The sequence below is a fragment of the Sinorhizobium fredii USDA 205 genome, from assembly GCF_001461695.1.
Taxonomy (GTDB): Bacteria; Pseudomonadota; Alphaproteobacteria; order Rhizobiales; family Rhizobiaceae; genus Sinorhizobium; species Sinorhizobium fredii.
The window spans coordinates 125524-139649 of record NZ_AUTC01000199.1; the positions used below are offsets into that span (position 1 = coordinate 125524).

Genomic DNA, 14126 nt, shown 5'->3' on the forward strand with positions numbered 1-14126 from the left:
CGGCACCGTCTTGTTGAGGGGCGATCCAATTCCGCGTGATTTCCATGGATGATGTCGAAGACGAACGCTCAACGCTTGCCTGGTTTCTGACGGGCGCGAGGGGGATTTTCAGCCTTCCCGCCGTCATTCTGATGCTTTCCTTCGTCGGCTTCTGCTCCCTGACGGTTCAGGCGGGCATTCCGCCGGAGCAGGTGGTCTTCATGACCGGCATCGTCTGGGCTCTGCCGGCGAAGGTCATTCTCGTCAGCTCGATCATGAGCGGCGCGAGCCTCGCGACGGCGTTCCTGGCCGTTAGCCTCTCGTCCGTCCGCCTGATGCCGATGGTCGCGGCGCTCGTTCCGGAATTGCGCAGCTCGAAGACGCCAACCTGGCTGTTGCTCCTCCTGTCGCATTTCGTTGCCATTACCGCGTGGGTCTTTGCCATGGAGCGCGTGCCAAAGGTGCCGCGCGACCATCGCGTCGCGTTCTTCGCCGGCTTCGGCATCACGCTGGTTGCGGCGAACATGGTGCTGGTCGGCGTCGTCTATCATCTTGTCGCCGAGTTTCCGCCGCTGGTGGCGGGCTGCCTGTTTTTCCTGACGCCGGTCTACTTCCTCGCCTCGATCTGGCATTCGGCTCGTCATCCGGTCGTCTATCTGGCGCTTGCGGTCGGCCTTGTCGCGGGCCCGCTGTTTTACTGGATCGCACCGGAGTTCGACATCCTCCTGGCCGGCGTCGTGGGCGGCACGCTTGCCTGGGGCGCGGAGCGTCTCTGGCGTTCGCGCCGGGAGGCACGCCCGTGACCTGGACGGACGGATGGTGGGCCTACGCCTTCATCGCGATAGCCGGCTGGCTCGCCACCGATCTCTGGCGCTGGCTCGGTGTGCTCGCCGGCAAGCGGCTCCGCGATGATTCGGAGGCATTGAACTGGGTAAGGGCTGTCGCGACCGCTCTGGTTGCCGCCGTGATCGCCAAGCTCATCCTCTATCCGACCGGAGTCCTGGCGCAATCGCCGTTGTGGCTGCGGGTGGGCGCCGTCACTGTCGGCGCCATCGCCTTTTTCGTCGCTCGGCAGAAGCCGGTGGCGGGTATTGCGACCTCGATTGCCGTTCTCGCTATCGGATTGTGGTGGCTGGGCTTCTGAGCAGGGCGCTTAAAGCGCCCGCCGGATCTTCTCGGCATTCGCTGCCAAAACCTCGCCATCTTCCATCTTTCCCGAATGCGGCTTCAGCGGAACGCCTTCCCGGCGCGGGATCACGTGGAAATGCAGGTGGAAGACGGATTGGCCGGCCGGCGCCTCATTGAATTGCATGATCGTCACGCCGTCCGCGTCGAAGGCCTCCCTGGCCGCAACGGCGACCTTCTGGACCGTCGTGATCAGTGCCGGCAGGGTGGCGGCGTCCGCATCGAGGATGTTGCGCGATGGCGCCTTTGGCAGGACCAGCACATGTCCTTCCGCCTGCGGCATGACGTCCATGAACGCCACCGTCGCCTCGTCCTCATAGACCCGCTGCGAGGGAATTTCGCCGCGCAGGATCTTGGCGAAAATATTGTTGATGTCATAGCCGCTCATATCGCTTCCTCTTGCTGGTTTGCAGCGGCAAGTCCCGCCGCCGGTCAATTCTGTTGGCGCTCACCCTTGCGGAAGGGTCCGTGTTCCGCAAGGAATTCGCCGGTCTCTTCCACGTCGCGGCGCTCCTGCTCGACGTAGTCCGCAACTGCCCTTGCCAGGCCCGGATGGGTGATGAAGTGCGCTGAATGGGTCGTCACCGGCATGTAGCCGCGCGCCAGCTTGTGCTCGCCCTGAGCGCCCGCTTCGACGCGCCGCAAGCCCTTCGCAATCGCGAAGTCGATCGCCTGGTGATAGCAGACTTCGAAATGCAGGAAGGGATGGTCCTCGATGCAGCCCCAATGTCGGCCGTAGAGCGCGTCGCCGCCGATGAAATTGATCGCCCCGGCGATATAGCGGCCGCCGCGCTTCGCCATGACCAGCAGAACGTCGTCCGCCATCCGCTCGCCGATCAGCGAATAGAAAGTCCGGGTCAGATATGGCCGGCCCCATTTGCGCCCGCCGGTATCCATGTAAAAGGCGAAGAATTGGTCCCAAATGGCTTCGGTGAGGTCGCTGCCGGTCAGCCACTCGATGTTGATCCCGTTCTCGACGGCGACCCGGCGCTCCCTTTTCAGCGCCTTGCGCTTTCGTGACGCGAGCGTGGCGAGAAAGTCGTCGTGCGAGCCGTAGCCTTCGTTGATGAAATGGAACTGCTGGTCGGTCCGATGCAGGAACCCGGCCCGCTCGAAGATCGGCATCTCCTCGACAGGCACGAAGGTGACGTGGGCGGAGGAGACGCCATGGCGGCGCGAGAGCTCCTTGAGGCCGGCGGCAAGCGCTTCCCGCACCGGGCGCGGATCAGGGCCCGCCGCGCTCAGCAGGCGCGGCCCGGTCACGGGCGTGAACGGTATGGAACACTGCAGCTTCGGATAGTAGCGGCCGCCGGCCCGCTCAAAGGCGTTCGCCCAACCGTGGTCGAAGACATATTCGCCCTGGCTGTGGTTCTTCATGTAGCAGACGAGGGCGCCACGCAGGAAGCCGTCCGCATCCTCCATCAGCAGGTGCTGGCCAAGCCAGCCCGTCTCCACCGTCGCGGAACCCGATTCTTCGAGCGCCGACAGATAGGCGTGCGACAGGAAGGGATTGTAGGGCGTGCCGGGCACGTCCTTCGAGGCGCCGGCGAGCCTGTTCCAGCTCGCCGGCGGGATCGAAGCGAACGAATGCTCTATGCGGATGTTGATAGCGTCTGACATGCGCCTAGGAAATCATGGTCTCCCGTGGATCGAAACCCTCGAACGTCATCTGGTCGGCATGGGCGAAGGTGTGCCCCTGCGCTCGGCCGTCGCGCACCGTCCAGGTGATGACGGTGCGGCCCAGGGCTCGCTCCTTGGTTATGAAGGGGTTCGGCAGGTCGCCGTAGAAATAGGAGATGAAATCGAGCCCGAGCTGCATGGCTTCCTCGTGCACGAAGAACTTTTCGGGATTTACGCCGTCGGCGGTTAGGCCGAGCGGGTAGGGGGCGTCGAGTGCCTTCAGGTCCTTGAGCAGCCAGTGGTCGAAGCTCATCAGCGCCACCGGCCCCTGGTAATCCTCGAGCGTGTCGAGCACGGCCGCCGCGAACCCTTCGTCGTCGTCCTTGCGTCCCTTGAGCTCGATGACGAGCGGCACTCTTCCGTCGACGAGACGAAGCATCTGCTTGAGCGTCGGCACCTTGTCCTTCGTGCCGCCGATCGACAAAAGGCCGAGCTCGCCGGCGGTCTTCTCCCGAACGTCCCCTCTGATGCCGCAGAGGCGCTGCAGGTCGTGGTCGTGGAAGACGACCGGCACGCTATCGGCTGTGAACTGCAGGTCGCACTCGATCGCAAAGCCCGCATCCGCGGCGCGCGAAAAGGCCGAAAGCGTGTTTTCCCAGACCTCTCGGTTCATGTCGTGATAACCGCGATGGGCGATCGGCTGGGCTTTGAGCCAGGAAGTATCCTTCATGGGCATTCCTGATCAGGCGATTTCGAGGATGGCGTCGATTTCGACCGCCGCGTTGAAGGGCAGGGCAGCCATGCCGACGGCGGCGCGCGCATGCTTGCCTGCTTCGCCGAGCACGTTGGCAAGAAGATTCGACGCGCCGTTGATGACGAGGTGTTGCTCGGTGAACTCGGGAACAGAGGCGACGAAGCCGTTGATCTTAACGAGGCGGCGAATACGGCCGAGGTCTCCGCCAAGCGCGGCTTTCGCCTGAGCCAGGATGTTGATCGCGCAGAGCTCGGCGGCGCGCTGCGCAGCCGCAACATCGACATCCTTGCCGACATGGCCCGTCACCGCGACCTTGCCGCCTTCCATGGGCAACTGGCCGGAGATGTAGAGCGTCGAGCCGGTGATGGCGTAAGGCACGTAGTTGGCGACCGGCGCGACCGCTTGTGGAATGACGATGCCAAGTTCGTTGAGACGCGTTTCGATCTCTGCGGACATGGGGGGCTCCCTTGTTGTCTTTTGTGGTAAAATCCTGCATGCAAACCGGATCGTGACAGGCACGGACGGGTCTGCCTCGCTTCTGCCGAATGTTTGTTTATCCCATTGCCGGCGAGTCCAACAGGAGGAAACGGATGTTTCGTAAAGGCTTCGGTCTTCTCACTCTGGGGAGCGCCTGCCTCGCCGCCGTGACCGTCGCGGGCGCTGCCTATGCGAGCGCATTGGCGCCGCACCGCGCTGTCTATGACCTCGAACTGAAGAATGCTTCCGATCGTTCTGGCATCACCGGCATTTATGGACGCATGGTCTATGAGTTCAACGGATCTGCCTGCGAGGGATATACGGTGAGCTTCCGCTTCGTCACCCAGGTGGACACCGGCGAGGAAGTTCGCCTGACCGACCAGCAGACCACCACTTACGAGGACTTGAAGAATAGGAGCTTCCGCTTCCTCACGCGTTCCTTCACGGACGAGAAGCTGGACAAGGAGGTGCGTGGAAACGCCCATGACGACAAGTCCGGCGTCAAGGTCGAACTCACCGCGCCTGACAAGCGCGAAGTGGCGCTGGCCCAGAGCCGGTTTCCCACCGAACATATGCTGGAGGTGATCGAGCGGGCCAAGCGAGGCGAGACCTTCTTCGAAGCCCGTATCTTCGACGGTTCCGATTCGGGCGACAAGACGCTGATCACCTCGACCTTCGTTGGCAAGCCGAGCAAGCCTGCGCCCGACGATGCGGATGCCGGCAAGGCAGGGAAGCTGGCAGGCGAAAGCTCCTGGCCGGTGACGATTTCCTATTTCAACGACGAGGCGAGCGGCGACGCGCTGCCCATCTACCGCATGTCATTCAAGCTTTACGAAAACGGCGTCACCCGCGATCTGACGATGGACTATGGCGACTTCGTGCTCTCCGGCAAGCTTGCCGATCTCGAAGTCTTCAACGCGGAAGAGTGTAAATAGCGCATATCACCCGAACCGCGCATCGCTTGCGAGCCAATAACCGGCGACAAGCTTTAGGAGCGATAAAAAGAGGCTTCCCGTCTTGATTTATCGAGCAGTTGCGGCTAAGGGGCTGCCATTCCACACGTGAGGCATGGGATTTTCCGGGAGAAATCCGGATTATTCCGCCGGTGGGCGCATCAAGATGCTCTACGCCTTGCGGAGGTTCAACCGGAAAAGGAGAAAAGGCATGGCATTGCCTGACTTTACCATGCGCCAGCTTCTCGAAGCAGGCGTACACTTCGGCCACCAGACGCACCGCTGGAACCCGAAGATGAAGCCGTACATCTTCGGCGACCGTAACAACGTTCACATCATCGACCTTGCCCAGACCGTGCCGATGCTGTCGCGCGCCCTCCAGGTCGTCAGCGACACCGTCGCCAATGGCGGTCGGGTACTCTTCGTCGGCACCAAGCGCCAGGCTTCGGAGATCATCGCCGACGCTGCCAAGCGTTCTGCCCAGTACTATGTCAATGCTCGCTGGCTTGGCGGCATGATGACCAACTGGAAGACGATCTCGAACTGATCCAGCGCCTGCGCAAGCTCGACGAAATCCTCGCTTCCGAAGCTTCCGGCTTCACCAAGAAGGAGCGCCTGAACCTCGAGCGCGAGCGCGAGAAGCTGAACCGCGCCCTCGGTGGTATCCGCGATATGGGCGGCACGCCGGATCTGATGTTCATCATCGACACCAACAAGGAATCGATCGCGATCGAAGAAGCCAAGCGCCTTGGCATTCCGGTCGTTGCCGTCATCGACTCCAATTGCGATCCGGACCAGATCGACTATCCGATCCCCGGCAATGACGATGCATCGCGTGCGGTCGCTCTCTACTGCGATCTCATCGCCCGTGCCGCCATCGACGGCATTGCCCGTCAGCAGGGCGCTGCCGGCCGCGACCTCGGCGCCGCCGAAGAGGCTCCGGTCGAGCCGGCTCTCGACGAATCGTCCGAAGCCTGATCGGGCGCAGCAGCTTAAGCTGCCGGACCCAGGAAATAGCGGGACGAGGCCGTTTGGGATGAAAATCTGAACGGCCTCGTTCTTTTCAGCAAGGGAATGGCTCGGCCGGGGCCACCCTTACCCGCGCAAGCATCGGATGACGGCGTCATAACGATGTCACACTGTAGGGCCATTCCCTGCCAAACCCACTGGCACGGCGTCACGCCGCGGTTGGCGCGCCAGCGAAACAGACAAGAGGCAAGAAGATGACTGTTACTGCCGCAATGGTGAAGGATCTGCGCGAAAAGACCGGCGCAGGCATGATGGATTGCAAGAAGGCGCTGGCCGAGACCAATGGCGATATGGAAGCCGCCATCGACTGGCTGCGCGCCAAGGGCATTGCCAAGGCCGACAAGAAGTCGGGCCGCACGGCTGCCGAGGGCCTCATCGGCATCGCGAGCGCTGGCAACAAGGCCGTCGTTGTCGAAATCAACTCCGAGACCGACTTCGTTGCCCGCAACGATGCCTTCCAGGACCTCGTCCGCGGCGTCGCCAATGTGGCGCTTGGAACGGACGGCACTGTAGAAGCCGTTTCCCAGGCGACCTATCCGGCGACCGGCAAGTCCGTCGAGGACTCGGTCAAGGACGCCATCGCAACGATCGGCGAAAACATGACGCTGCGTCGCGCTGCCGCGCTCAAGGTCGAGGACGGCGTGGTTGCGACCTACATCCACAACGCCGCTGGCGACGGTATCGGCAAGCTCGGCGTTCTGGTCGCGCTGAAGTCGACCGGCAATAAGGAAGCGCTGAACGCGATCGGCCGCCAGGTTGCGATGCATGTCGCCGCGACCAACCCGCTCGCCGTCCGCCCGAGCGAGATCGACCCGGCGGTCGCCGAGCGTGAGCGCAACGTCTTCATCGAGCAGTCGCGCGCCTCGGGCAAGCCGGACAACATCATCGAGAAGATGGTCGACGGCCGCATGCGCAAGTTCTTCGAGGAAGTCGCGCTTCTGTCGCAGGCTTTCGTCATGAACCCCGACCAGACCGTCGAGGCAGCCATCAAGGAAGCCGAAAAGACCGTCGGTGCACCGATCGAGGTTGCCGGCATCGCGCGCCTGCTGCTCGGCGAAGGCGTTCAGAAGGAAGAGTCCGATTTCGCGGCGGAAGTTGCAGCAGCCGCAAAGGGTTGATTTCTTCTTCCCGATTGGGAAAAGCTGGGGGCATCGCGTGACAACGCGGTGCCCTTCGTGTATCCGGCATGCGTTATTGCGGCGGACCCGCCGGGGCTATGCCAGGGGCGGTCGATACCACGCAAGACGATTTGTCCTCACGCCGCTGTGCGCGTCTGTCGCGCTTGCGTGCCGATCTGCTCAGGAGTGATGATGTCGGCCAAGCCAATCTACAAGCGTGTTCTTCTTAAAGCATCCGGCGAAGCCTTGATGGGAAGCCAAGGCTTCGGCATCGATGTGGCCGTGGCCGATCGGATCGCTTCGGACATTGCCGAGGCCCGTGCCATGGGCGTCGAGGTCGGTGTCGTCGTCGGCGGCGGCAATATCTTCCGCGGCGTCGCTGTCGCCTCGAAGGGCGGCGACCGTGTCACCGGCGACCACATGGGCATGCTGGCGACCATCATCAATGCGCTTGCGCTCGCGACCTCGCTGCGCAAGCTGGACATTGATACGGTGGTGCTGTCGGCGATCGCCATGCCGGAGATCTGCGAGAGCTTCTCGCAGCGCGCCACCCTTTATCATCTGTCGCTCGGCCGCGTCGTGATCTTCGCCGGCGGGACCGGCAATCCCTTCTTCACGACGGACTCCGCGGCAGCACTTCGTGCCGCGGAAATGGGCGCCGAAGCGATCTTCAAGGGAACGCAGGTCGACGGCATCTATTCCGCCGATCCGAAAAAGGACCCGTTGGCGACGCGCTTCGATCGTCTCACCCACAGCGCGGTTCTCGAAAAGGGGCTTGCCGTCATGGACGTTGCCGCCGTGGCGCTGGCGCGGGAAAATGCCATTCCGATCGTTGTATTCTCGATCCATGAGAAGGGTGGCTTCGCGGACATATTGACCGGTGGCGGCCGCGCCACCATCGTGTCGGATAGTTGATAATCTGGAGAGGCCCAAACGGCCCTCGAGTTCAAGAATGGGAGTCTGAACCATGAGTGATGTGGATCTGAAGGAATTGAAGCGCCGCATGGATGGAGCGATCGCTGCTTTCAAGCACGACATCGCATCGCTGCGTACCGGTCGCGCCTCAGCAAACGTTCTCGATCCGGTGACCGTAGAAGCTTACGGTTCGCGCATGCCGCTGAACCAGGTCGCGAACATTATGGTTCCGGAGCCGCGGATGCTCTCGGTCTCCGTTTGGGACAAGTCCATGGTCGGGGCCGTGGATCGGGCAATACGGGAGTCCAACCTTGGGCTCAACCCGATCATCGATGGCCAGAACCTGCGCATTCCTCTGCCGGAACTGAACGAGGAGCGCCGCAAATCGCTCGTCAAGGTCGCGCATGACTATGCCGAAAAGAGCAAAGTCGCCGCGCGTCACGTCCGCCGCGATGGCATGGATGGTCTGAAAAAAGCCGAAAAGGATGGTGACATCAGCCAGGACGAGAGCCGCGCTCAGTCCGAGCGGGTGCAAAAGATGACCGACGAAGTGATTTCCGAAATCGACCGCTTGCTCGCGGAGAAGGAAAAGGAAATCATGCAGGTCTGACCGCGGAAAATCGAGTCTCTAGTTTCGGACAGCCCATGCAAGAATTCGTTTCCACAAACGTGCCGGCGCACGTCGCCATCATCATGGACGGCAACGGTCGTTGGGCGAACGCGCGTGGACTGCCCCGCACGATGGGGCACCGCAAGGGTGTCGAGGCGGTACGCGGTGCCGTCAAGACGGCCGCGGAGCTCGGCATCCGCTATCTGACGCTCTTCGCCTTTTCCTCGGAGAACTGGAGCAGGCCGGAAGACGAGGTCAGCGACCTCATGGGCTTGCTCAAGGCCTTCATCCGGCGGGATCTCGCGGACCTTCATCGCGAGAATGTCCGTATCCGCGTCATCGGCGATCGCGCCAATTTGAGCGGCGACATCCTGCCGCTCCTGATCGAGGCCGAGGAGACGACGACAGCCAACACCGGCATAACCCTGGTGATCGCATTCAATTACGGTGCACGCGACGAATTGGCGAGAGCGATGCGGCGTCTCGCAGAAGAGGTGGCCGCTGGGCGTCTTCATCCGGACGATATCACCGTCGACAGGATCGCGGCGTCGCTTGACACGGCAGGGATTCCCGACCCGGATCTCATTCTTCGGACGAGTGGCGAGGAGCGCCTTTCCAACTTTCTGCTTTGGCAGGGAGCCTATTCCGAATTGCTGTTCGTTCCCGAACTCTGGCCGGATTTCACGCGCGACACATTCATCGCCGCAATCGAGAAATACGCCTCCCGCGAACGCCGATTCGGCGGGTTGCCGCAACCGACACTGGCGGTCGGGTCCTAATGCAGAGAGAACTTAAGCTTCGCATCGCATCGGGCCTGGTGCTCGCCGCGATAACCCTCGGTGCCACCTGGGCAGGGGGCTTTGCCTTCCAGCTTCTATCCGTCGCGATCGGCCTGCTCGTCTACTACGAATGGTCGACGATCACGAAGCTTGCCGAGGAGGATTTTCAGGGCAATGCCGTGGGGTGGCTTTCGCAGGTCGTCATCGCCGCCTTGGTGTTGATGGACTATATGCCCTACAGCCTGCCGGTGCTCGCCGGCAGCGTTGTCCTCTCCGCTCTTTGGGCGCTGATCAAGAAGACGAGTTGGTGGCTGCCCGCTGGCGTCGCCTATGCCGGCCTGACTGGCATATCGCTTGCGGCCATCCGTGGTGCGGATTACCTGGGGCTGATCGCCATGCTCTTCGTGTTCGCCGTCGTCTGGGGAACGGATATTTTCGCCTATTTCGTCGGGCGGGCGGTCGGGGGCCCGAAGCTGGCCCCGGCGATTTCGCCCGGCAAGACCTGGTCGGGGGCGATCGGTGGCGCGGTTTGCGGCGTTCTCGCGGGCGTCGCCGTCTTCATGGCGCATTTCTCGCTCGATGATGTGCGCATCCCGACCGTGGCGCTGCTGCTCTCTGTGGCAAGCCAGATCGGTGACCTGTTCGAATCCTTCGTCAAGCGCCGCTTCGGTGTGAAGGATTCGAGCCGGCTGATCCCGGGGCACGGCGGCGTCATGGATCGGGTCGACGGGTTGATCTTCGCCAGTGTCGCGGCGCTGCTGCTGGTCCTCGTTCAGCTCCTGGTCGGCGGCCAGGGGAGCGAGAACTTCGCTTCCGTCCTGTTGGGCTTCTAGCCAGCAATACGCCTCACACTTTTGTCATCGCATCCGGGGCTGCTGCATAGTTTCTTAAATACCAATAGAAATCAGGGTAAGATCGCGCGGCAATCCGAAGTCTGACGGCGGCAACGCGGATGCGATAGGAATCGATATGAGCCTTCTGCTAGACAATCTGCAATACACTATTCCCACCTTCCTGTTCCTCCTGACCCTGCTGGTCTTCGTCCACGAGATGGGGCACTACCTTGTGGGTCGCTGGTCAGGCATTCGCATCGTTGCCTTCTCCGTCGGCTTCGGTCCGGAACTGTTCGGCTGGACGGATCGCCACGGAACGAGATGGAAGTTCTGCGCGATCCCGCTTGGCGGCTATGTGAAATTCTTCGGCGACGAGGATGCGGCAAGCACGCCCGACTACCGGCGGCTGGAATCGATAAGGCCGGAGGAGCGCGCCCGCACCTTCCTGGGCGCCAGCCTGTGGAAGCGGGCGGCAACTGTCGCCGCAGGTCCGATCGCCAACTTCCTCCTGGCGATCGCCATCTTTGCCGTCCTCTTTTCGATCTACGGCCGCGCCGTCGCCGATCCGGTGGTGGCCTTCGTCGCACCCGGCAGTGCGGCCGAAAAGGCGGGCGTCCTGCCTGGCGACAGATTGATTTCGATCGACGGCAAGAGGATCGCCACATTCGACGACGTCCGCCGTTACGTCAGCGTCCGCCCCGACCTCCCGATCAAGGTTCGCATCGATCGCGCCGGCGCCGAAGTCGATCTCGACATGGTGCCGCAACGCACCGAATCCGTCGACCCGCTCGGCAACAAGGTCGAGGAAGGAAAGATCGGCATCGGCACGAATCAAGAGGCGGGCAACTTCCGCGTCGAGACCTATGGTCCCCTCGAAGCGGTCGGTCAGGGCGCCTTGCAGAGCTGGCGGATCGTCACTGGGACGTTCGACTATTTGTCGAATCTCTTCGTCGGCCGGATGAACGCCGATCAGGTGGGAGGGCCGATCCGCATCGCGCAGATGTCCGGACAGATGGCAAAACTGGGCATCGCCGAAGTCCTCAACTTTGCCGCCGTCCTTTCGGTTTCGATAGGATTGCTTAACCTCATGCCGGTGCCGGTTCTTGATGGCGGCCACCTGATGTTCTATGCGGTCGAGGCGCTGCGCGGCAAGCCGGTCGGTCCGGCCGCCCAGGAACTCGCATTCCGGATCGGCTTCGCCATGGTGCTGATGCTCACGGTGTTTGCCGCCTGGAACGACATCAACTGGCTGTTCGGTTAGGACTGCCGGGGCTGAACGAGGGGGATCGGTTCTTTCAGGAAAGCTGTGAACGATCGGGCTTCACAAGCTTGCTTTGCAACGATTTGTTTACGATAACGCAACGCCGTAGTGGCTGTTAAGCCACGGTTCGAATTGAAGTAAACAGAAATTAACGAGCTGGCTTGCTTGTATGGGAAAAGCGGTTAAAACGGCAACCGTGACCGGAGTCGGTACGAATTTGCCGCGGGACGTTGGAAAAAGGTAAGAATTGCAATGAAAGCTGGTTCAAGGTTTTTGAACGCGGTGTCGGCGATTGCGCTGTCGGCAAGCATGGTTGCGACAGGAACCGGAGCGGCACTGGTTGCCAGCACGTCGGTCGCCCAGGCCGCGGTCATCAGCCGCGTTGAAGTGCGCGGTGCTACGCGCGTCAGCCCGGAAACCGTTCGCGCGAACATCACGATCGTCCCCGGCAAGAGCTTCAGCAATGCGGACATCGACGCGTCGGTGAAGCGCCTTTACGCAACCGGCTATTTCTCCGACGTCAGCATCAGCGTATCGGGCGGCACGCTTGTCGTGAATGTCAGCGAGAACCAGCTCGTCAATCAGGTCGTCTTCAACGGCAACCGCAAGATCAAGGACGACAAGCTGCAGGGCGTCGTCCGCACCCAGCCGCTCGGCCCCTTCAGCGAGGCGACGGTCGAGACCGATATCCAGGCCATCAAGGACGCCTATGCCGCTATCGGCCGCAGCGACGTGACCGTGACGACTCAGGTCGTTCCGATCGCCGAGGGCCGAGTCAACCTCGCCTTCGTCATCAATGAGGGCGAGCGCACCAAGATCACGCAGATCAATTTTGTCGGCAACGAAGCCTATAGCGACGGTCGCCTGCAGTCGGTGATCGCCACCAAGGAATCCGGGATATTCTCCTTCCTGACGCGCAAGGATGTCTACAACCCCGACAAGCTGCGCGCCGACGAAGAATTGTTGCGGCAATTCTACTACAACCGCGGTTATGCGGACTTCAACATCATCTCGTCCGAAGCGACGCTCAACGAGGCGACCAACGAATACACGGTGACAATCACCGTCGAGGAAGGGCCGCGTTACGACTTCGGCGCGATCAACGTCGAATCGACCGTCGAAGGCGTCAATGCCGAGGAGTTGAAGGGTCTCGTTCAGAGCCGTGAAGGTTCCGTCTACAAGGCCAAGGACATCCAGGACACGATGAGCGAGATCTCGAAGCGTGTCGCATCGGCGGGCTACCCCTTCGCCCGCGTCACGCCGCGCGGCAATCGCGACCTCGCCAACCACACGATCGCCGTCGACTATCTCGTTGACCAGGGCGAACGCGCCTATGTCGAGCGCATCGAGATCCGCGGCAACACCCGCACGCGCGACTATGTCATTCGTCGCGAATTCGATGTCGGCGAAGGCGATGCCTTCAACCAGGAAATGATCGCGCGCGCCAAGCGCCGGCTTGAGGCGCTCGGTTACTTCTCGTCGGTCAATATTACTACCGCGCCGGGCAGCGCGGCCGACCGCGTCGTCGTCGTCGTCGACGTGCAGGACCAGTCGACGGGTTCGTTCGGCATCGGTGCCGGCTATGCGGCGGGCAGCGGCGGCGGCTTCCTCGTCGAAGCCTCGATCGAGGAAAAGAACTTCCTCGGCCGCGGTCAGTATATCCGCCTGGCCGCCGGCAAGGGCGAAGACAGCCAGACCTACAACGTCTCGTTCACGGAGCCCTACTTCCTGGGCTACCGCCTGGCGGCGGGCTTCGATCTCTTCAAGAATGAGCATGACTTCGACGACGATCACTACAGCTACAACGACCAGGGCTTCAGCCTGCGCGTCACCGCGCCGATCACTGAGAACTTGTCGACGACGCTGCGCTACAACTACACGGAGCTCGAATATTTCGGCGACAAGGACGATCTGTCGTCGCCTTACGACCGTGTGATCGACGGTAGCCCGTGGACCCGTTCGTCGGTATCGCAGTCCGTCACCTACAACACGCTGGATGACGCCCAGTTGCCGCACGAGGGTATCCTCGCGTCGGTGACCCAGGAGTTCGCCGGCCTCGGCGGCACGTCCGACTTCTACAAGCTGACGGGTAAGGCCAAGTGGTACTACACCGTGAACGACGAAGCCGACATCATCGCTTCGCTCGCCGGTAGCGCCGGGCACCTGTTCAAGACCTCGGGCTCGATGGAAGTCTTCGACCAGTTCCAGCTGGGCAGCAACGACATCCGCGGCTTCGAGCGCAACGGTATCGGTCCGCGCGTCAACAATGGCGACGCGCTGGGCGGTACGACATATTTCACGGCTTCGGCCGAGGCATCGTTCCCGCTGCCCGGCATCCCGCGTGACAGCGGATTCCGCGGCGCGTTCTTCGTCGATGCCGGTACGCTCTATGGCAACGACGTGGCGCTGACTGGCGCGGGCGAATTTGCTGAGGGTACGGATGCCTCCTTGCGCGCCTCCGTCGGCGTCAGCCTGATCTGGGCTTCGCCGTTCGGCCCGCTTCGCGTCGACTACGCAGTGCCGGTTGCAAAGGAAGACTTCGACGAGATCCAGAACTTCAAGTTTGGTATCAACTCGTCGTTCTGATAAGTGCAGTCCAGAACTGCCAAGAAA

14 protein-coding genes and 1 pseudogene are annotated in these 14126 nt (G+C 61.9%); 11 read left to right on the top strand and 4 right to left on the bottom strand.

Going from position 1 to position 14126, the window contains the following annotated elements; translation table 11 throughout:
* The first annotated feature begins 44 nt into the window (after positions 1–44).
* Both N181_RS29425 and N181_RS29430 read left to right on the top strand, forming a co-directional pair.
* Positions 45–782 carry an AzlC family ABC transporter permease gene (locus N181_RS29425; RefSeq protein ID WP_014328186.1) on the top strand — a complete coding sequence of 246 codons (738 nt, stop codon included), beginning with the start codon at positions 45–47 and terminating at the stop codon, positions 780–782.
* A complete protein-coding gene (locus N181_RS29430; protein WP_014328187.1) occupies positions 779–1123 on the top strand; it encodes an AzlD domain-containing protein in 345 nt (114 codons plus the stop codon). The genes N181_RS29425 and N181_RS29430 overlap by 4 nt, the downstream gene beginning before the upstream one ends.
* 9 nt (positions 1124–1132) lie before the next feature.
* On the opposite strand, the gene N181_RS29435 is transcribed toward N181_RS29430, so the two are convergent.
* The 4 genes from N181_RS29435 to N181_RS29450 are packed head-to-tail and all read right to left on the bottom strand — an operon-like array spanning position 1133 to position 3994.
* Positions 1133–1552, bottom strand: a complete 420-nt coding sequence (locus tag N181_RS29435; protein WP_014328188.1) for an HIT family protein — start codon at positions 1550–1552, stop codon at positions 1133–1135.
* Positions 1553–1596: 44 nt separating this feature from the next.
* Complete coding sequence (locus N181_RS29440; RefSeq protein WP_014328189.1) at positions 1597–2784, bottom strand: GNAT family N-acetyltransferase; 1188 nt, start codon at positions 2782–2784, stop codon at positions 1597–1599.
* A 4-nt stretch (positions 2785–2788) separates the two neighbouring features.
* Positions 2789–3514 carry a glycerophosphodiester phosphodiesterase gene (locus tag N181_RS29445; RefSeq protein WP_014328190.1) on the bottom strand — a complete coding sequence of 242 codons (726 nt, stop codon included), beginning with the start codon at positions 3512–3514 and terminating at the stop codon, positions 2789–2791.
* Positions 3515–3526: 12 nt separating this feature from the next.
* Positions 3527–3994 carry a RidA family protein gene (locus tag N181_RS29450; RefSeq protein WP_014328191.1) on the bottom strand — a complete coding sequence of 156 codons (468 nt, stop codon included), beginning with the start codon at positions 3992–3994 and terminating at the stop codon, positions 3527–3529.
* Between the two features lie 134 nt (positions 3995–4128).
* Between N181_RS29450 and N181_RS29455 the strand changes: the two genes are divergently transcribed.
* From N181_RS29455 to bamA, 9 genes and pseudogenes are all read left to right on the top strand, one after another.
* On the top strand, positions 4129–4950 hold the full coding sequence (locus N181_RS29455) for a cell envelope integrity EipB family protein (RefSeq protein WP_037435259.1): 822 nt from the start codon (positions 4129–4131) through the stop codon (positions 4948–4950).
* A gap of 229 nt (positions 4951–5179) precedes the next feature.
* Positions 5180–5946 (top strand): annotated as a pseudogene (rpsB, locus tag N181_RS29460) (30S ribosomal protein S2).
* A gap of 245 nt (positions 5947–6191) precedes the next feature.
* Entirely contained in the window at positions 6192–7115 is a 924-nt protein-coding gene (gene tsf, locus N181_RS29465; RefSeq protein WP_014328194.1) for a translation elongation factor Ts, read from the top strand.
* 192 nt (positions 7116–7307) lie between these two features.
* The gene (pyrH, locus tag N181_RS29470; RefSeq protein ID WP_014328195.1) at positions 7308–8030 is read left to right on the top strand and encodes a UMP kinase; all 723 of its coding nucleotides are present in this window, start codon (positions 7308–7310) and stop codon (positions 8028–8030) included.
* 52 nt (positions 8031–8082) lie between these two features.
* Entirely contained in the window at positions 8083–8640 is a 558-nt protein-coding gene (frr, locus tag N181_RS29475) for a ribosome recycling factor (protein WP_014328196.1), read from the top strand.
* A gap of 35 nt (positions 8641–8675) precedes the next feature.
* The gene (locus N181_RS29480) at positions 8676–9419 is read left to right on the top strand and encodes an isoprenyl transferase (protein WP_014328197.1); all 744 of its coding nucleotides are present in this window, start codon (positions 8676–8678) and stop codon (positions 9417–9419) included.
* The gene (locus N181_RS29485; protein WP_014328198.1) at positions 9419–10252 is read left to right on the top strand and encodes a phosphatidate cytidylyltransferase; all 834 of its coding nucleotides are present in this window, start codon (positions 9419–9421) and stop codon (positions 10250–10252) included. Before N181_RS29480 ends, N181_RS29485 begins: the two co-directional genes overlap by 1 nt.
* A gap of 136 nt (positions 10253–10388) precedes the next feature.
* On the top strand, positions 10389–11513 hold the full coding sequence (gene rseP, locus N181_RS29490) for an RIP metalloprotease RseP (protein WP_014328199.1): 1125 nt from the start codon (positions 10389–10391) through the stop codon (positions 11511–11513).
* 252 nt (positions 11514–11765) lie between these two features.
* Positions 11766–14099 carry an outer membrane protein assembly factor BamA gene (gene bamA, locus N181_RS29495; protein ID WP_014328200.1) on the top strand — a complete coding sequence of 778 codons (2334 nt, stop codon included), beginning with the start codon at positions 11766–11768 and terminating at the stop codon, positions 14097–14099.
* Positions 14100–14126: the final 27 nt, after the last annotated feature.